This window comes from Ruegeria sp. BB7, from assembly GCF_056539365.1.
This window is the reverse complement of sequence record NZ_JBQFUV010000001.1, coordinates 391,006-408,046: the sequence shown is the minus strand read 5'-3', so window position 1 is coordinate 408,046 and position 17,041 is coordinate 391,006. Positions and strand designations below refer to the sequence as shown.

General features: G+C 55.7%; 14 protein-coding genes and 1 tRNA gene. 11 read left to right on the top strand and 4 right to left on the bottom strand.

Annotated features, from left to right (window positions below; translation table 11 throughout):
* The first annotated feature begins 253 nt into the window (after positions 1–253).
* A tRNA-Leu gene (locus ACR0D7_RS02015) sits at positions 254–340 on the top strand.
* A gap of 148 nt (positions 341–488) precedes the next feature.
* On the opposite strand, the gene ACR0D7_RS02010 is transcribed toward ACR0D7_RS02015, so the two are convergent.
* Positions 489–1,199, bottom strand: a complete 711-nt coding sequence (locus tag ACR0D7_RS02010; RefSeq protein WP_480677518.1) for an aspartate/glutamate racemase family protein — start codon at positions 1,197–1,199, stop codon at positions 489–491.
* Positions 1,196–1,900: a GntR family transcriptional regulator gene (locus tag ACR0D7_RS02005; protein ID WP_480677517.1), complete on the bottom strand. Its 705-nt coding sequence runs from the start codon at positions 1,898–1,900 to the stop codon at positions 1,196–1,198. The genes ACR0D7_RS02010 and ACR0D7_RS02005 overlap by 4 nt, the downstream gene beginning before the upstream one ends.
* A 112-nt stretch (positions 1,901–2,012) precedes the next feature.
* Between ACR0D7_RS02005 and ACR0D7_RS02000 the strand changes: the two genes are divergently transcribed.
* Positions 2,013–3,707 (top strand): thiamine pyrophosphate-binding protein, encoded by a 1,695-nt coding sequence (locus ACR0D7_RS02000; RefSeq protein WP_480677516.1) that lies wholly within the window; start codon positions 2,013–2,015, stop codon positions 3,705–3,707.
* Here the strand turns inward: ACR0D7_RS02000 and ACR0D7_RS01995 are convergent.
* Entirely contained in the window at positions 3,668–4,588 is a 921-nt protein-coding gene (locus ACR0D7_RS01995; protein ID WP_480677515.1) for a LysR family transcriptional regulator, read from the bottom strand. The two genes, ACR0D7_RS02000 and ACR0D7_RS01995, sit on opposite strands and share 40 nt — an antisense overlap.
* Before the next feature lie 97 nt (positions 4,589–4,685).
* Here ACR0D7_RS01995 and ACR0D7_RS01990 point away from each other — a divergent pair, with 97 nt between their 5' ends.
* The 6 genes from ACR0D7_RS01990 to ACR0D7_RS01965 all read left to right on the top strand — a co-directional run bounded on the left by ACR0D7_RS01990 (position 4,686) and on the right by ACR0D7_RS01965 (position 10,942).
* Positions 4,686–5,819, top strand: a complete 1,134-nt coding sequence (locus ACR0D7_RS01990) for an enolase C-terminal domain-like protein (protein WP_480677514.1) — start codon at positions 4,686–4,688, stop codon at positions 5,817–5,819.
* Entirely contained in the window at positions 5,816–7,066 is a 1,251-nt protein-coding gene (locus tag ACR0D7_RS01985) for an NAD(P)/FAD-dependent oxidoreductase (protein ID WP_480677513.1), read from the top strand. The genes ACR0D7_RS01990 and ACR0D7_RS01985 overlap by 4 nt, the downstream gene beginning before the upstream one ends.
* Positions 7,067–7,119: 53 nt before the next feature.
* On the top strand, positions 7,120–8,097 hold the full coding sequence (locus ACR0D7_RS01980) for a TRAP transporter substrate-binding protein (protein ID WP_170569527.1): 978 nt from the start codon (positions 7,120–7,122) through the stop codon (positions 8,095–8,097).
* 66 nt (positions 8,098–8,163) lie between these two features.
* Positions 8,164–8,697 carry a TRAP transporter small permease gene (locus tag ACR0D7_RS01975; protein ID WP_480677512.1) on the top strand — a complete coding sequence of 178 codons (534 nt, stop codon included), beginning with the start codon at positions 8,164–8,166 and terminating at the stop codon, positions 8,695–8,697.
* Between the two features lie 4 nt (positions 8,698–8,701).
* A complete protein-coding gene (locus ACR0D7_RS01970; protein WP_480677511.1) occupies positions 8,702–10,015 on the top strand; it encodes a TRAP transporter large permease in 1,314 nt (437 codons plus the stop codon).
* Between the two features lie 9 nt (positions 10,016–10,024).
* The gene (locus ACR0D7_RS01965; RefSeq protein ID WP_480677510.1) at positions 10,025–10,942 is read left to right on the top strand and encodes a hypothetical protein; all 918 of its coding nucleotides are present in this window, start codon (positions 10,025–10,027) and stop codon (positions 10,940–10,942) included.
* A gap of 37 nt (positions 10,943–10,979) precedes the next feature.
* On the opposite strand, the gene ACR0D7_RS01960 is transcribed toward ACR0D7_RS01965, so the two are convergent.
* The gene (locus ACR0D7_RS01960) at positions 10,980–12,836 is read right to left on the bottom strand and encodes an SLC13 family permease (protein ID WP_170381788.1); all 1,857 of its coding nucleotides are present in this window, start codon (positions 12,834–12,836) and stop codon (positions 10,980–10,982) included.
* A gap of 260 nt (positions 12,837–13,096) precedes the next feature.
* On the opposite strand from ACR0D7_RS01960, the gene ACR0D7_RS01955 reads away from it, so the two are divergent.
* The 3 genes from ACR0D7_RS01955 to ACR0D7_RS01945 are packed head-to-tail and all read left to right on the top strand — an operon-like array spanning position 13,097 to position 17,012.
* Positions 13,097–14,080, top strand: a complete 984-nt coding sequence (locus tag ACR0D7_RS01955) for a glycosyltransferase family 2 protein (RefSeq protein ID WP_480677509.1) — start codon at positions 13,097–13,099, stop codon at positions 14,078–14,080.
* Positions 14,081–14,085: 5 nt separating this feature from the next.
* Positions 14,086–15,021 carry a hypothetical protein gene (locus ACR0D7_RS01950; protein ID WP_480677508.1) on the top strand — a complete coding sequence of 312 codons (936 nt, stop codon included), beginning with the start codon at positions 14,086–14,088 and terminating at the stop codon, positions 15,019–15,021.
* Positions 15,018–17,012 carry a tetratricopeptide repeat protein gene (locus tag ACR0D7_RS01945; RefSeq protein ID WP_480677507.1) on the top strand — a complete coding sequence of 665 codons (1,995 nt, stop codon included), beginning with the start codon at positions 15,018–15,020 and terminating at the stop codon, positions 17,010–17,012. Before ACR0D7_RS01950 ends, ACR0D7_RS01945 begins: the two co-directional genes overlap by 4 nt.
* Positions 17,013–17,041: the final 29 nt, after the last annotated feature.

Below are 17,041 nucleotides of genomic sequence, written 5' to 3'. Positions count from 1 at the left end.
GTAGTGGCCTTCCACAAGCCCTCCCGCGACCCCAGAGTGGTCAAAAGGAAACTCAAAGCCACTGTGAGGTTGTTGTCTGGGTTGCCTTTGCTCTCGACGTTCAACTCAAGGTCCCAAACTGAGTCAATCTGACTCACCCTTACATGTACGGGTTGACCACCCGGATTCTGTTACAGTAACAGTCGTACTCGCAGTACCTAACTGTGCGAAGAACCTAAGAAGGTCACGCGGTCAAAGACACCAAGTTTACAGTGCGGTCGTGGCGGAATTGGTAGACGCGCAGCGTTGAGGTCGCTGTGGGGTAACTCCCGTGGAAGTTCGAGTCTTCTCGACCGCACCAGAATAACTCCTAAAATTGTTTGAAAATAGAAAACTCGTATTACGAGTCTGCTGAGACAGTCCTCCCAATCTCGCGTTGTTTGGACATTTCTTTAGGCACCTATCCGACTTTGATGATACAAGCTTGGCTTCGGACCAGCGGTATGCGGCTAATACGCCGGAGGTGCCAGCCCCGCTTGGAACCAACTGACCAGCGTCACCATCGAGTAAACTGGCAGACCTGTCTCCCGCTGAATGTCGCGCGCATAGGGGCACATATTTGTGCATTCCAGAACTATTGCACCCAGATCCGGGTTGTTTGACATAAGCGCACGGGCAGCCTCGACGTTGTCTGCGCGGGCTTTTTCCACGTCCAACACTAATTCATTGTTAAGAATGGCTCTTGTGAACTCACGGCTTCCCTCGGTTGTGCCGGTGGGAGTGTCCAGCGGCACCTGCGCAGCTTGCAGATGATCTTGGGTCAGCGAAGAGGCCGAGATTGTCAGCACCCCGGCGCGTTTGCCGGCTGGAAGTATTCGGTTGACCATATCAACTTGCATTAATGAAGATGTAACAACCGGGACAGGAACCGCCTCGGCCAGTTCTTTTTGAAACAGCGACAGGAACCCGCAATTGGTGGCGATCCCGTCTACCCCATCCTTAACAAGTTCTTGGGCAGCCTCGATGAAAGCATCCAGCATGCCCTCGGCCTTGCGGCGAACGACCCGGTCGGGCGACGCATCGCGTACGATGCGATAGAGCACCGGGAACGGCCACGTCTGCGCATTGCCCATGTCGCCGGGAATACGCGGAAATTGAGCGTCCAGCATGAGGATGCCGACGGACGCGCCGTAGATGGATTTTCCGCCCTGAGCGATCATGTTTGTGCCTCCTCAATGATGCGGGTCGAAATGACGTCAGGTCCATCCATATAGATGCTGGATATTCCTTGCCTTACCGCCTCTTGCACCTGATCCATCCGCTTGGCGATATGCGTGCCCAAGATGCGCGCTGCTTCGTCTGCGTCGCGATCCAAAAGCGCTTGCATGACCCGTTTATGTTCATCTTTAGAGCGATGAAGCCTGTCCATGCTCATCGATATCCAGCGAATATAACGGATGCGTTCGTTAATTCGGGTCAGCGTCTGCAAAAGCTCTGCGTTGCCGGACAGTGCGGCGATGCCCAAATGGAACGCCTCGTCGCGGTTGACTGCTTCCTCGACCGTCAGGCCGGTAATGTCGATCCCTGTCGCGTAGAGTTCATCGCGGAGCGACAGAAGGTCTTTATCCGAGGCCTTGGAGCAGGCAGCGCGGACGCCAGCGACCTCGATAATCTGTCGCAGTTCGAACAGGTCAAATACGCCTTGGGCATCAAGCGGGCGGCAGAAAAAACCTTGTCCTGGGCGGAAGTCGAACAGCCGCTCGGCCACCAACCGGTTCAGCGCCTCACGCAGCGGCGTGCGGCTGACGCCCAGCTCTTTGGAGAGGGCTACTTCGTTCAAACGATCCCCGGGGCGCAGACGGAATGAAACCGCCATCGCCTTGACCTGATCATAGATGTCATCGACGCGCGGCCCTGCCATATCGTTTGTCCTTTCGATTGCATTGCACAGGTGCCACAGCCAGTTCTTGAAATCAATATACAAAACTATATACAGGCATGTGTGCAATCTTGTGGCGAAGGGAACGCAGGCAATGACGGGAACCAATTATCTGACTGGGGCCGAGGCGATGGTACGCATGCTCGAAGCGCATGGCGTGAAGCATATGTTCGGTCTTTGCGGCGATACCACGCTGCCATTCTATGACGCGATGGCGCGGATGGATCATGGTATTCAGCATATTCTGACCCGCGATGAACGCCACGCGGCCTATATGGCTGATGGGTATGCCCGTGTAACCGGCAAGCCCGGCGTGTGCGAAGGGCCCTCGGGCGGGGGAGCAACCTATATCCTTCCGGGCGTTGTCGAGGCCAACGAAAGCTCGGTTCCGATTCTTGCGATCACCTCGGATGTCGCGACGACCAGCCGCGGTAAGTACCCTTTGACCGAATTGGATCAGCCCGGATTGTTCCGGCCTCTGGCCAAGTGGAATGCCTCATTGGACGACGCTACGCGAATACCGGCCATGGTTCGAGCTGCGTTCCGGGCGATGACCACCGGAACCCCCGGCGCGACGCATCTCGCTTTGCCCTTTGATACGCAGAAGGCGCAGGTGGACGAGGCCGAGATCTGGGCCGACGCACGGCATCGCAGCTATCCTGCGGAACGTGCTGCACCAGATACCGAAGCGATTGAGGAAGCGGCCGAGATTTTGGCCAAGGCAAAATCAGCCGTGGCCGTTTGTGGCGGTGGTCCGGTGCTGTCTGGCGCCGAGGGCGCGCTGCGCCGCGTTGCCGGTCTGTTGGACATGCCGGTTGCGACTACGGTATCGGGGCAGGGCTCTATTGCTGAAACCGATCCGCTGGCCCTGGGTGTCATCGGGTCGAACGGCGGCATCCCTGCAACGCGTGCGGTCATTGATCAGGCCGACGTGGTCCTGTTCATCGGTTGCCGCGCGGGGTCGGTGACTACGGAACGCTGGAGCAGTCCGGGCCGCAACGCCACCATCATCCATATCGACAGCGACCCGATGGTGATTGGCGCGAACTATCAGACCGAAGTAGCCATCTGCGCCGATGCCCGTCTGGCGCTGGAGGCTCTAGCCACTGCTTTGGAGACGCGGCAGGACCTGCCCAGCCTTGGCGGCGCGGCCAAGGCTCGCGCGGCATGGGAGGCTAAGATGGCTGCATTTGCACCTCTTGCGGCAAGCCGAGAAGCCCCAATTGCGCCCGAGGCGGTCATGGCCTCATTGATGGATATCCTTGACGATGACGCGATCGTCGTTGCTGATCCCGGCACTCCTTGCCCCTATTTCAGCGCGCATTATCGCTGGCGCAAACCGGGGCGGCATTTTATCACCAACCGGGCGCATGGTGCATTGGGTTATTCGTTGGGGGCAGCGATGGGGGCGCATGTGGGGCGGCCATCCGTCAAGACCCTGTCGGTCATGGGCGACGGTTCATTCGGCTTTACCTGCGGTGAGTTCGAAACGATGGTGCGACACAATATGCCGATCACCTCGATCGTATTCTCGAATTCGGTCTTTGGCTGGATCAAGGCTGGCCAGAATGCAGGGTTCGGTCAGCGATATTACAACGTCGATTTCAACCGCACGGATCACGCGGCTGTGGCGTCGGCCTTTGGTGTGAAATCATGGACGGTCAAAAACCCCGAGGACCTGACCAAGGTTCTAAAACAGGCCATCGAACATGACGGCCCCACTTTGGTCGATATCCACTCGCAGCAACTTCACGAGGCTGCGGCACCGGTTTCGGAATGGGTGGCGTAGGCAGAGATTGAAGGGGTCAATTGGGCCAGAAATTCCTGTGCGATAGTTGACAGGGGGCGGCCCTTGGCCGTGATGATTGCAAGCTCCAGCATCACGGCGGGTCGGAACGGGCGGGTTTGATACCCGCTCTCTCCGTCAAAGGTGACAGTAAACGGATCGATCATCGCCACGCCCATGCCCTGTTTGACGAAACTCAACAGGTTTTCGGACAAGTGCGTGTGGATTTGAGTGCGCCATGTGCACCCAGCGCTCTGGAAAATATCGCGGGTCCTGCGGTGAGTCTGGTGCTCGGGGCCCATGACGATAAAGGGCTCACCTTCCAGTATTTCCGGGGTCAGAACGTCATGCTTCGCAAGTGAGCTGTCTTCGGGAAAAGTCGCCAACGTTTCGAATTGAAATACCTGATAGTTCAGCGTGTCATGCAGTATGGGCATTTCAACAATTCCGATCTCAAACAGGCCAGAGATCACCCATTCCTGAATCTTCGACGAATACTGCGACTGAAAGCTGACTGACAAGTTCGGGCGGCTCTCGGCAAAGCGCGCAATCTCGCGCGGCATGAAGCCGAACGAGAGCATATGAGGGGAGGCGACCTGCAACTGACCGGGATGTTTGTTCTGCAGGTCGGTCACGGCCTGCGCCACATGATCCAGCCCGCGCACGACGGTATCGACCTCGCGGTAGAGCAACTCAGCCTCGGGCGTAGGCAACAGACGGCCCTTGTTTCGTTCAAAAAGCGGTAGCCGAGCCTCGCGTTCCAACTGCGCCAGAAGGTTACTGATCCCCGGTTGCGAAATGCCAAGAACCGAGGCCGCCCCGGTCACGGTTCCGGTCTCCATAATGGCGTGAAAGGCTTGCAGTTGGCGAAAACGTAAGGACATTGCGTAGGTATCATTTTTTATGATGAACTCTCAAAGATATAGTATTTGAAATGATATGGTGGTCAAGGCAGGTTTGTTTTCGTCAATAGAGGGCGAAATGAGCGATCAGGACCAAAAAATCATAGGATTTGACCTGTGGCACCTAAAGCTGCCGGTCACGTCGCGGCGGGATCATGGAATCGGTTCTGTTGAGGGAGCCTGCGAGGTCGTCGTCCTGCGGCTTACGGCTGAAGGCGGTTCAGAGGGGTTCGGAGAAGCGTCACCCTGGTCTGTGTTCACCGGAACGCCCGAAGCCACCTATGCCGCGCTGGATCGTTATCTGCGCCCGCTCGTTATCGGGACAAGAATCGGTGATCGCGCGGCAATCATGGCCCAAGCGGCCTATGCCGTGGCCCATTGTACTGAAGCCAAGGCAGCTTTGGAAACCGCTCTGCTGGATCTTACGGGCCAAGTGAGTGGGGTTCCGGTCTGGTCTCTTCTGGGCGGCAAGTGCCGGGAAACTATTCCGCTTAGTTGCTCGATCGCGAACCCGGATTATGCACAGGATATCGAGCTGCTGGCCCGTTTGCAGGAGGATGGCGTTCGGATCGTCAAGCTCAAGACCGGGTTCAGGGATCATGCGTTCGACATTATGAGGTTGGAACACATAGCGCAGAACTATCCCGAATTCTTGGTGCGGGTGGACTATAACCAAGGCCTTAGTATCGAAGACGCCCCAGCCCAGGTGCGGGACGTTGCCCAGTTCAAACCGGATTTCATCGAACAGCCAGTGCGTGCGCATCATTTTGGTATGATGGCAAAGCTGCGGCAGATGATCGGCGTTCCGCTTTTGGCTGATGAAAGTGTCTTTGGTCCCGAAGATATGGAGCGTGCCGCGAGTGAGGGGATATGCGATGGCGTGTCGGTGAAGATCATGAAGTCAGGAGGTCTGACGCGTGGGCAAACAGTCGCCCGCATTGCAGCGGCGCATGGCCTGACGGCTTATGGTGGCGACATGTTCGAGACTGGTCTGGCCCATCTTGCAGGAACCCACATGATCGCCTCAACGCCTGAGATCACGCTTGGATGTGAGTTTTATCAGGCGTCCTATTTCCTCAAAGAAGACATTCTCGAGGAGTCATTCCAAATTCGCGACGGCAGTGTTGTCGTTCCCACAGGTCCCGGTTTGGGCGGCAGACCAGATGTGGCGAAGCTGAACCATCATGCTGTGGCCAAGGCGGTGGCAGCATGAGCGACAAGAAAACCATAGCCATCATCGGCGCTGGTATCGTTGGGGTATCTGCGGCAGTCTGGCTGCAGCGGGATGGTCATGACATCATCCTGATCGACAAGACCGGTCCGGGCGAAGGAACGTCACATGGCAATGGCGGTGTTCTGGCCTCATGTTCGATCGTACCGGTGACGGTTCCGGGCCTGATGGGCAAAGCGCCGAAAATGTTGCTGAGCCCGTCGCAGCCTTTGTTCCTGAAATGGGGGTATTTGCCAAAGCTGATTCCGTGGTTGAGGAGATATCTAAGCCACGCCAACGCCAAGGATGTTGAGCGAATTGCATCAGCCCTTTCTCCAATCGTTGGCGACAGTCTAAACGATCACAAGGCCTTGGCGGCTGGCACGAAGGCTGAAAAGTGGATCGTGCCGTCTGACTACCTGTTTCTCTACAATGACCGGGCGCATTTCGACGAAGATGCATTTGGTTGGGGCATCCGACGCAAGCACGGCTTTAAGTGGGAAGAGTTGGAGGGCAAGGAGTTTCACGATTACGACCCGGTGTTCAGTAAGGATATCGGTTTCGCCGCCAAATTGCCGGACCATGGCCATATCACTGATCCCGGGCAGTATGTAAAAGACCTGGCCGCGCATGTCGAAGCAAACGGAGGCCGGATCATTCGTGCCAGCGTCGAAGACGTCGCGCGCGAAAATGGTCGCGTGGTCGGAGTGCGTGCGGATGGTGAAACTATCCCGTGCGACACGGCCATCGTGACGGCAGGCGTCTGGTCCGGGCCCTTGGCCGAACGGTTGGGTGTTTCTGTTCCTCTTGAAAGCGAACGTGGCTATCATCTTGAATTGGTGGACCCTTCTGCGATGCCGCGCAGCCCGGTTATGGTGGCTTCGGGCAAGTTTGTTGCAACGCCCATGGACGGGCGGATACGTTTAGCAGGGATTGTGGAATTTGGCGGGCTGGATGCTCCGCCCTCGCGCGCACCGTTTGAATTGATGCGCAAGAATGCCCGGGCGGCTTTTCCGGGCGTGACATGGAAGGAGGAAGTGGAATGGATGGGGCACAGGCCTGCTCCGGCTGACTCGATCCCGATCATAGGCGATGTTCCGGGGATCGACGGGGCGTATATGGGCTTTGGTCACCATCACATCGGCCTGACAGGTGGGCCTAAAACAGGACGCTTTTTGGCGCAGATGATCATGGGCAGAACCCCGAATACGGATATGAGCGTCTACGCGCCTTCACGTTTCGCAACATGAAAACAAGCCGCAAGCAAAAAATCGGCGACTTAAAACTCGATAGGGAGACTAAAATGAAAAAACTGACCAAACTTCTTGCGGCAACTGCATTGACCGCAGCAACTGCCGCGCCCGCTCTGGCCGAGAAATGGGATATGCCGATGGCTTATTCGGCGTCGAATTTCCACTCACATACGGGGGCGGAATTCGCTAAATGCGTGACCACTGGCACTGGCGGTGAGATCGAGATCGTGACGCACCCTTCAGGTTCATTGTTCAAAGGTGCCGACATCAAGCGCGCGATCCAGACAGGTCAGGCCCCAATTGGTGAGCGTCTGCTGTCGGGTCACCAGAATGAACACGCGCTGTTCGGATTTGACTCGATTCCTTTCCTGGCGACGTCCTTCGACGACAGCGAGAAACTGTGGCAAGCGGCCAAACCCTCGCTTGAAAAGCTGCTGGCCGAACAGAACCTGACGTTGCTTTACGCCGTGCCATGGCCACCGCAGGGGCTTTATTTCAAGAACGAGGTGAATTCGGTTGCCGATATGAAAGGCATCAAGTTCCGCTCGTACAATAACGCTACCTCGCGCCTTGCTGAATTGACCGGAATGCTGCCGGTAACCATTGAAGCGGCTGAAATCAGTCAGGCTTTTGCTACTGGTGTCGCGGAATCGATGGTGTCGTCAGGTTCGACTGGGTATGACCGCAAGGTCTGGGAAAGCCTGAGCCATTTTTATGAAGTTGATGCTTGGTTACCCCGTAACTACGTGATGGTGAATTCTGATGTCTGGTCCGGCGTGTCTGACGCCAACAAGAATGTCATCAAGGCCTGCGCGGAACTGGCGGAATATGCCGGTAACTGGCGCGCCAAGGAATACACGGGCTTCACTCTGCAAGGCCTTCGCGATGGCGGCATGAATGTTGGTCCTGCTTCCGAGCAGATGACAAATGAGCTGAAAGAAATCGGTGTCACCATGACCAATGAATGGCTGGAAGCCGCCGGAGACGAGGGCAAGGCCATCGTCGATGCGTTCAACTCGTCGCAGTAACTGCGCGTGCGGGCGGCGGATGTTCCGCCGCCCATTGCCAATCCAATCATAACAAACGGGGACGGTATGGCGGTTTTGCGAGGGCTTCGGTCCGTATTGGATTTCATCTATCAGGCAGCAGGGGTTTTGGCGGCGCTGAGCCTGATTGCCATTCTTTTGTTGATCGTCGTGCAGATGCTGGCCCGCTGGACTGGTGAAGTCTTTCCCGGCGCGCCGGACTATGCGGGATATGCGATGGCGGCCGCATCATTTCTGGCCTTTGCCAATGCCCTGAACCGGGGCAGTCATATCCGCGTTTCGATCTTGCTGAATGCGGTTCCCGATGGTGTCAGACGTATTATTGAAATCTGGTGCTTTGCCATTGGCACTGCCGTCATGTGGTATTTCTGCTGGTATGCCTATCGGTTCGTCTACTGGAGCTGGAAGTTCAATGATGTCAGCCAAGGGCAAGACAAAACCGCCCTGTGGATCCCGCAATCTGCCATGTTGGTCGGAGCAGTGATCCTTGCTATCGCCCTGACCGATCACCTGATCCATGTCCTGTTTAAGGGCGATCACCGGATCGTCCGCGATTTGGCCGACCAGAGCCACGGAGAGTAAGAGCATGGAAAACCTATCAGTCATTATCCTCTTCCTCTTTGTTCTCTTCACCCTTCTGGGCACTGGCGTTTGGGTCGGACTGGCTCTGATGGGCGTCGCCTGGGTTGGTATGGAACTGTTCACAACTCGCCCCGTCGGCGACGTAATGATCACCACGATCTGGTCGGCCTCTTCGTCCTGGACCCTGACGGCTTTGCCAATGTTCATCTGGATGGGAGAGATTCTTTACCGAACGCGATTATCCGAGGATATGTTCAAAGGCCTCTCTCCGTGGATGGCGCCATTGCCCGGAGGTCTGGTGCATACGAATATCGTGGGCTGCACCGTCTTTGCTGCCGTCTCGGGTTCGTCCGCGGCCACGCTGACAACGGTTGGCAAGATGTCGATCCCGGAACTGCGCAAACGCAACTACCCCGAACGCATGATCATAGGCACCCTGACCGGGGCGGCCACGCTTGGCCTGATGATCCCGCCATCGCTGACGTTGATCGTCTATGGTGTGACCATCAATGAATCGATTACCAAGCTTTTCTTTGCAGGCATCCTGCCGGGCCTTGTGCTGGCTGCGATGTTCATGGGGTATGTCGCGATTTACTCGAAGCTGGGTAAAGACTGGAACCCGAACAGCGAAGGCAAACTGACCTTCTCTGAAAAGCTCAGGAACTCTCGGTTTCTGTTGCCCGTCATCTTACTGATTACAGTGGTGATCGGGTCAATGTATCTGGGCTATGCCACCGCGACCGAAGCCGCCGCATTCGGCGTGATTGGTGGGCTGCTGTTGGCTGCAGGGCAGGGATCTCTGAACTGGAAAACCTTCACCGAAAGCTTGATGGGGGCTACCCGGACCAGCGCGATGATTGCTTTGATCCTGGCGGGGGCAGCATTCCTGTCCCTTTCAATGGGCTTCACGGGTCTTCCTCGCGGTCTGGCCGACCTTATTGCCGGATGGGAATTGACGCGGTTCGAGCTGCTGATGGTGCTGCTGGTGTTTTATATCATTCTTGGCTGCTTCCTCGACGGTATCTCTTCGGTCGTGCTGACTATGGCTGTGGTCGAACCGATGATCCGCGACGCCGGGATCGATCTGATTTGGTTTGGCATCTTCATCGTGGTTGTCGTTGAAATGGCGCAGATCACACCGCCAATTGGCTTCAACCTTTTCGTTATGCAGGGGATGACGAACCATGAGATGAGTTACATCGCTCGTGCGGCAATTCCGATGTTCCTGATCATGGTGTTGATGGTGTTCATCCTGATCTGGTTCCCTGATCTTGCAACCTGGTTGCCCGAGAACCTGCGTCAGAGTCCGGGCGGGTAGGGCAGCTCAGTGAATCCGCTGCTCTGGGCGGCGCGCAACGGCCCTTATGTGTTGGTCTCCGGACTGGCCATGGGGCTGTTGCTACCTTCACTGGCCGAGCCTATGCGGCCATTGTTGCCACCGCTTGTGGTACTTTTGCTGTTCGTCACCATTCTGCGGATGGAGCCTGCGGCTATTCTGGGCTCGCTGACCGATCTGCGTCAGGTCATGGCGGCGGTGATCGGGTTTCAGGTACTTACGCCGTTAGTCATTATCTTCGTTGGATTTGTCGGCGGCTGGACGGGAACAGCGGTCATTTTGGCGCTGCTGATCATGACTGCAGCGCCTTCGATATCGGGCAGTCCGAATCTTTGCATGATGATGGGGTACCCCGCTGAGCACGCCATGCGCCTGGTTGTAGTTGGGACTGCTTTGTTGCCTTTGACTGCTCTGCCAATCTTTTGGTTGATACCCGAACTTGGTGACCTTGGGGCGGTCCTGAAGGCTGCATTTAGCCTGTTTCTTACGATCTCGGGGGTTACTGTTGTTGCTGTCGGACTGCGCCGAACAGCCTTGCGCAACCCTTCTGCTAGAACGCTAATGCAGCTTGAAGGGGCTGCAACAATTACGTTGGCTGTCTTTGTCATTGGCTTGATGCCGTCGGTCAGCAATGCGGCGCTGAGTGATCCATGGCTTGCCGCTTTCTGGATCGCGTTCGCATGTCTGGTAAATTTCGGTGCGCAGGCGGCTACCTTGCAACTGACGCGCAGACGCTTGGCTCCGGCTCAGGCGACTGCCGTGTCTCTGATCGCAGGAAACCGCAACATCGCGCTGTTCTTTGTCGCGTTGCCACCCGAGGTCACGGCCCCGATCATGGTGTTTATCGGAGCCTACCAGATACCAATGTATCTGACGCCTTTGGTTATGCGCCGCATGTACTCCGCATGATCACATGGCGGGTATCACTTGGTCATCCCAAAACCACTCAGAACAACAGGTTGAGCATGACAAGCGAAACGATGAGAAAGAGAAACGTCATCACCCCGCCTGAACGGACGAAATCAGTCACCTTGTAACCCGCAGGCCCCATAATCAGTGCGTTCACTTGATGGGTGGGAATGATGAAACTGTTCGAGGTTGAAATTGCAACGGTCAGCGCGAAAAGCGCCGGGTTTGCGCCAGCCGCTACCGCGATGGAAACCGCCAGAGGAACCAAGAGAACCGTCGCCCCAACATTCGACATTACAAGTGAGAAGGCGGTGGCCAGAATGGCTACCCCGGCCTGCAACGACCAGATCGGCCAGCCGTCTAGAATGATCATAATCTGTTGCGCAATCCAGGCCGCAGTGCCGGTGTTCTGAACGGCCTGACCCAATGGAATTAGGCAGGCCAACAGAAAGACCGTATTCCATCCGACGGCACGATACGCCTCATCAACGCTCAGCACCTTAGACAGCATCATCCCGGCGGCCCCAGTAAGCAGGCAAAGCGACAGGCGAATATCCGTGAACAGGATCATGGATAGCGAAATGGTAAAGAAAGCAAGCGCCCAACCTACCTTTTGCGGACGTAGTTCGTCCTGAGGGAAATCCGAGGTCACTACGACAAAATCAGGATCCCGCTTGATCCGCATCAGGTTGTCCCAACGGGTATGGGCCACCAACATGTCGCCCGCCTGAAATTTCTCAAGACCGATCTGAGTGGATTCGTGATCCTCGGTCTCGACATGGCTCAGCGTTTCTTCACCGCGATGGATCGCCAACAGGGACATCCCATAGGTTTTGCGGAACAACAGCTCGCGTGGGCATTTCCCGATCAGTTTACTGTCCGGTGTCACAACGACTTCGGCAACACCTGCGTTGGTCGGTGCAAACTCCTCGACAAATATGTCCAGATCGGGAAGGACCGTCAGCCCATATTTCTCAGCGAACTGCTCGACCACCCAGCGGCTACCTACAATCGCAAGCCGGCACGGTGCCGCGATTTCGGCTGTCAGAACCTGCACCATCGAGGTCTTGCCGCGATAGAAGGTCGAAATGATGTAAAGGTGATCTTCATGGTTAATATCCGCTAGAATATGGCCGACCAACGGGCTGTCCGCCGGGACCACTACCTCAAAAACATCCGCTTTCAGGCCATAAACACGCTGAAGGTATTCCTGTGTTCCCTGGCCGGTTCCGGTGCTTTCCGAGCCCGCATCGCCCGGCAGAACCCAGCGTCCTAGCAGCAGGAAATAAGCGATACCGGTCAGGATCAGCGCAACCCCGATCGGTGTGACCGAGAACAACCCAAAGGGCTGCATTTTCTGATCGGCTGGCAAGCCCTCATTGGCTGTCAAAACCAAATCATTCAGCAGGATCAATGGCGATGATCCGACCATCGTCATCGTCCCGCCGAGGATGGCACAGAACCCCATCGGCATCAGCAGGCGTGACAGCGGGATTCCTGATCGTGAGGATATACGGCTGACGACTGGTAGAAACAGTGCAGCTGCGCCAACGTTCTGCATGAAGGACGAGATAACACCCACGGTTCCTGAAATGATCGGCAGCACCCGGTTTTCGGCCGTTCCGCCATATTTCAAAATGACTGCGGCGACTTTGTTCATGATGCCGGTCTTATCCAGACCGGCCCCGACGATCATCACCGCTATGATCGAAATCACGGCATTCGAAGCGAACCCGTCAAATAGATGCGGGACATCAGCCAGATTGCCCAGGCCTGGCAAATAACTCAGCAGGCCAATCAGAACGAGGACAATAATGGCCGAGAGGTCAATTCTGACGATTTCCGACACGAAGAGAAATATGGTGAAGGCCAGCAGCGCGCAGACGACGCCCATTTCGTAGGTGAATGTTAGTTGTTCCACGCGGTCACCTGGTTCCTTTTTTCGAGAGCGTAACTCTTATTCCTAGGCGATTTTCAGCAACTTGTCATGGTTTTTGGAAACCTCTGGACAAGAGGATTACAGGGCTTTGGACCCGCCTTGGCATGGGGTGATTTGCACCAGTTTACGCTGGATTGCTAATCTCACGATTTCCTGTCTCGCCCATGCTCGTCGTGTTGTGTATGACGAGAGGCAACGTAAGTCGGGAAGTGTTGATGTCTCAGGCCATTACCGTATTCACCACAATGAAGAACGAAGGCCCCTACATGCTTGAGTGGGTCGCGTTTCATAAGACGCTTGGGATCGATCATTTTGTGATCTTCACCAACGATTGTGACGACGGCACGGATGAGATCGCCCGCAGGTTACAGGAATTGGGGTTGGCCACCCATGTCTCGAACGAGGTGAAAGAGGGCGGCAATCCCCAGCATCAGATGCTGCGCCGCGCGAGGCGGCAGTCCAAGGTGAAAGAGGCCGATTGGCTGTTGTGTCTTGATGTGGATGAATTTTGGAACATTCGCCATGGTGACAACAGCTTTGGTACGTTGATTGATGAGGTTGAGCGCCGTGCGGGTCAGCAAGTGGACGCGATCTCTTTCGCTTGGAAGCTGTTTGGCAGTTCCGGAAATATCAGTTTTGAAGACAAACCCGTGACTGAGGCTTTTGCGATGGGTGATCAGGAATTTCCCTATCATTCGGGGCGAGCCTACGGTTTGAAGACGCTGTTCCGCAACAATGGAAAGTTCACACGGTTTGGGCCCCACCGCCCAAAAGGGATTGAGGAAGGTAAAGAGAGTGACGTCGCCTGGTCCGATGCAGGGGGTAATCTTTTCCCGGCTGAAAAAGTAGGGTGGCGTGCCTGGCGGGGGTTCGACCACTCGCTTGGGCGATTGCACCATTATTCTGTTCGGTCGCTGGATGGTTTTCTGATCAAGCGAGACCGTGGGCGGACCAATCATATCAAGGTGGATCAGGGGCAGTCCTACTGGCAAGACATGAACGCCAATAAGGAAAATGATCAATCAATTCGGCCGATCGCGCAGCGGGCAGCGCCCTTGTTGGCCGAGCTGAAGGCTGATCCGAAACTAGACAAACTGCACGCGCAAGCCTGCGATTGGCACCGGGCCAAGATCGCCGAGATCAAGATGCGGCCGGATTGGGTGGATTTTCGGATGTGGCTGGCGGATAATCTCATCTGATAATCATGGCAGACGACCTTTCGAAAGAGCAGCTCCAACCCGAACACCCCGATCGCAAGACGGGGTATGAGCGTATTCTGACCGACCCAGCACCGCCTTGGTTTGTGGAACTTTATCCCGGCGGGGATGGGGCAGGCTTCCTGCAAAAGCTAGAGCGGCATTCGGTTCTGTTTCACCAACGCTCGGCGTCCCAGTTGGTTATCAGCTTTGACAATATCGCCAACGCCAATGACCTGTCCTTTGCACGCGAGCCGTGGGGGTGGAAGTTCTTCCGCGACGAAGGCTGGTCTCATATGGGGGTCTTTGCACGCACCAAGGCGTGGTACCGCGACCCCGAGATCATCTCGTATTTCCAGAACCGAGCAGCCGAAGGTTTTTTCGAACGGTTTGAACAGGTTGTCTTTGCCGGCGCTTCGATGGGCGGCTTTGGGGCGCTGACCTTCTCTGAACTGGTGCCCGGTGCGAATGTCGTCGCTTTCAACCCGCAGACCACGCTTGATGAACGCCTGGTGCCCTGGGAGACACGATACCGGTTTGGCCAGGTGCAGGATTGGGATCTGCCATTTAGCGACGCCGCGCAAACGGTAAAGCAGGCGGGTAGGGCTTACGTGTTTTACGACCCGTTCTTTGACCTCGACCGGCGACAAGTCACCCGGCTGCAGGGCGAGAATGTGGTCTTGCTGAAAACCTGGTTTTCGAACCATTTTGCGGCGCCGATGTTGCGAAAGCTCGATATTTTGAAGCCGGTCATGCAAAAGGCGATGACCGGGTCACTCGAGCCGAGTGAATTCTATCGGATGATGCGTGCCCGACGTCGTCTGCCAATGGTCATGCGTGCGATTGAGGCGCAGGCAGAGGAACGTCACCCTCAACTGGTACAGCAGGCTCGCCGACGTTTTCGTGTGTTGCGTCGTGCCGCGATGGCCGAGGGGACCTCATGACGTCGGCAAAGGGCGTGTTCATCGGTCAACGAAAGGACCGCATGGGCGCGCGCCTGTTGATGATGCTGACCTGCATTCGTCTGGCCGAGGATTTTAGCACAACCTACAAAGTGAACTGGTTCCCGCAGGGATCGGATGCACCTGAACTGGATCACCCGCAGGAACTTTTTGATCAGGACTGGATGGATGAGCATTTCCTCAACGGCAAAGAGTTCGAGAAGTTAAATAAGACGGCTTTGCCGATCTGGGCGTTTCAGGGCGACCAATCGCCGGACCGTCTGCTTGCGCATCTGAAATCGGGACGTTCGGTTCTGGTTGAGGAAGGGTTCGAGGTTTTGGCCTTCCCCTGGGAAGATATCGAGGCAATCCGGCCGAGATATAGGGAATTCATTCACCAGATTGGGTTCACCAGCGAAATTCGCACCATTATGGATCGCGCGGACGCCAAGCTGTCCGGACAAGGGGTGTCAGCCTATCACATCCGGCGTGGCGACATTTTGAACGGGTTGCCATGGAAACACACGACCTGGCCCGCCAAAATTGAGCCCGAGGAACTGTACGAGGCCCATCTGGATAAAACCACCGGGCAAACGGCCATCATGTTTTCCGATCAGCCCGAATTGATCGCCAGTTTTCAGCAACGATACCCTCACTTGCTGCAGATGTCGGATATTGCGGATGTTTCTGGCATGACACGCGCGCAACGCGACTTTCTTGAGCTTTATACGATGTCACGGGCCGATCACGTGATCGCGCCTGTTATCTCCGCCTTTTCAATGGCAGCTGCGCGAGTCTCGGGGCAGCAGCGAAAAGTCTTTCGCGATGTGTTGAGCGCCGACGAATTTCAAAGCGCAAACGAACGTGTTGTTCAAAGGTTAAGAGGGGGAAGCAGCGGGTTCTTAAATGTGTCAGAGGCCTCGCATATCTACGCTAAGTCTCTTTTCCACCTGTTCCAGTTTAACTCTGAAGATCGCTCGCAAGAAGCTCTGGACCTTGCCGAGCTTCTATTGAAAGCCGGCGCGGACAACGCTTTTATGCCATTGCTACAGGCCCTCAATCTTTTCTATCTGGGGCGATGGCATGAGGCTTTGTCGATGTCCGAAGAAGCCTTGAAAAACGACAACCTTTGGCCGGAAGATTATGCCGTTCTATGTGCATTGCAGTGTGCGGTCTTGGGGCGGCTCAAGAAGAGGTGGCGCGCGGCTCGGGCCTTTAGCCAGGCTTTTTGGGCCAAACCTCTCAGGCCGGATGTTGTCGTACTTGGGTCGCGTGCGTTTTATCGGGATCAACTGGCCTTGCGTGTGCTTCCGCCCACAGATTGGTCCCTGCAAAAACATATCAGACGGCCTTGGTTTAATTACAACGCCCATCTGGCTCAGCGGAAGGCGTTGGTACGACTGCCTTGCAACTTTGATTTTGTGCTCTTTGACTGGTCGGATTTGGCGCTGGATCAAAAGGCAAAAAGGTTGTTCAGCAATCCAGCTCGTCTCGAATTACTTGCGGAAAGTCTGGAAAGAGCAACAGATGTACCAGTTGATGACCCCCGTAGAAGTAGCTTTGAAGCGGTTTTACAATCACATATGGGCCAGTTGTCACGATCCGAGGCCATAGACATCACGCGGGGGGTTGTTTCACGAAACCCAGATAACCCTTTGTATTATAAAAGGCTTTCCGAGATCTACGAATTGGAGGGCGATTTCCAACGTGCGCGTCTGACTATGGCAGAAGCTTTAGCGTGCGATCCGGAAAATGCCTTCTTGATTTTCGCAATGGGACGCTTTTTGGAAAGAACGGGTTCATCCGAACAGGGTGAAAATCAAATTCTGCAAGCTGCGGATGTCGACGATGCAACTGCGTCCATTCAAGGTATGGCTGGGCAAATTCACTTGCGGAGGGGAGACAAAGGAAAGGCAAGGCCTTATTTGCAAAAGGCGCATGACTTGTTCCCGCCGTATAAGCGCTTCGCAAACCAATTGGCGCGTACGGAATGAATATGACGCGAGCGTTCGGAATGACTGTG

What these genes read in the sequence shown, in the direction of transcription:
- ACR0D7_RS02010 (WP_480677518.1), bottom strand. Translation starts at nt 1,199, where the DNA reads ATGATCGCTCAGGGCGGAAAATCCATCTACGGCGCGTCCGTCGGCATC.
- ACR0D7_RS02005 (WP_480677517.1), bottom strand. Translation starts at nt 1,900, where the DNA reads ATGGCAGGGCCGCGCGTCGATGACATCTATGATCAGGTCAAGGCGATG.
- ACR0D7_RS02000 (WP_480677516.1), top strand. Translation starts at nt 2,013, where the DNA reads ATGACGGGAACCAATTATCTGACTGGGGCCGAGGCGATGGTACGCATG.
- ACR0D7_RS01995 (WP_480677515.1), bottom strand. Translation starts at nt 4,588, where the DNA reads ATGTCCTTACGTTTTCGCCAACTGCAAGCCTTTCACGCCATTATGGAG.
- ACR0D7_RS01990 (WP_480677514.1), top strand. Translation starts at nt 4,686, where the DNA reads ATGAGCGATCAGGACCAAAAAATCATAGGATTTGACCTGTGGCACCTA.
- ACR0D7_RS01985 (WP_480677513.1), top strand. Translation starts at nt 5,816, where the DNA reads ATGAGCGACAAGAAAACCATAGCCATCATCGGCGCTGGTATCGTTGGG.
- ACR0D7_RS01980 (WP_170569527.1), top strand. Translation starts at nt 7,120, where the DNA reads ATGAAAAAACTGACCAAACTTCTTGCGGCAACTGCATTGACCGCAGCA.
- ACR0D7_RS01975 (WP_480677512.1), top strand. Translation starts at nt 8,164, where the DNA reads ATGGCGGTTTTGCGAGGGCTTCGGTCCGTATTGGATTTCATCTATCAG.
- ACR0D7_RS01970 (WP_480677511.1), top strand. Translation starts at nt 8,702, where the DNA reads ATGGAAAACCTATCAGTCATTATCCTCTTCCTCTTTGTTCTCTTCACC.
- ACR0D7_RS01960 (WP_170381788.1), bottom strand. Translation starts at nt 12,836, where the DNA reads ATGGGCGTCGTCTGCGCGCTGCTGGCCTTCACCATATTTCTCTTCGTG.
- ACR0D7_RS01955 (WP_480677509.1), top strand. Translation starts at nt 13,097, where the DNA reads ATGTCTCAGGCCATTACCGTATTCACCACAATGAAGAACGAAGGCCCC.
- ACR0D7_RS01950 (WP_480677508.1), top strand. Translation starts at nt 14,086, where the DNA reads ATGGCAGACGACCTTTCGAAAGAGCAGCTCCAACCCGAACACCCCGAT.
- ACR0D7_RS01945 (WP_480677507.1), top strand. Translation starts at nt 15,018, where the DNA reads ATGACGTCGGCAAAGGGCGTGTTCATCGGTCAACGAAAGGACCGCATG.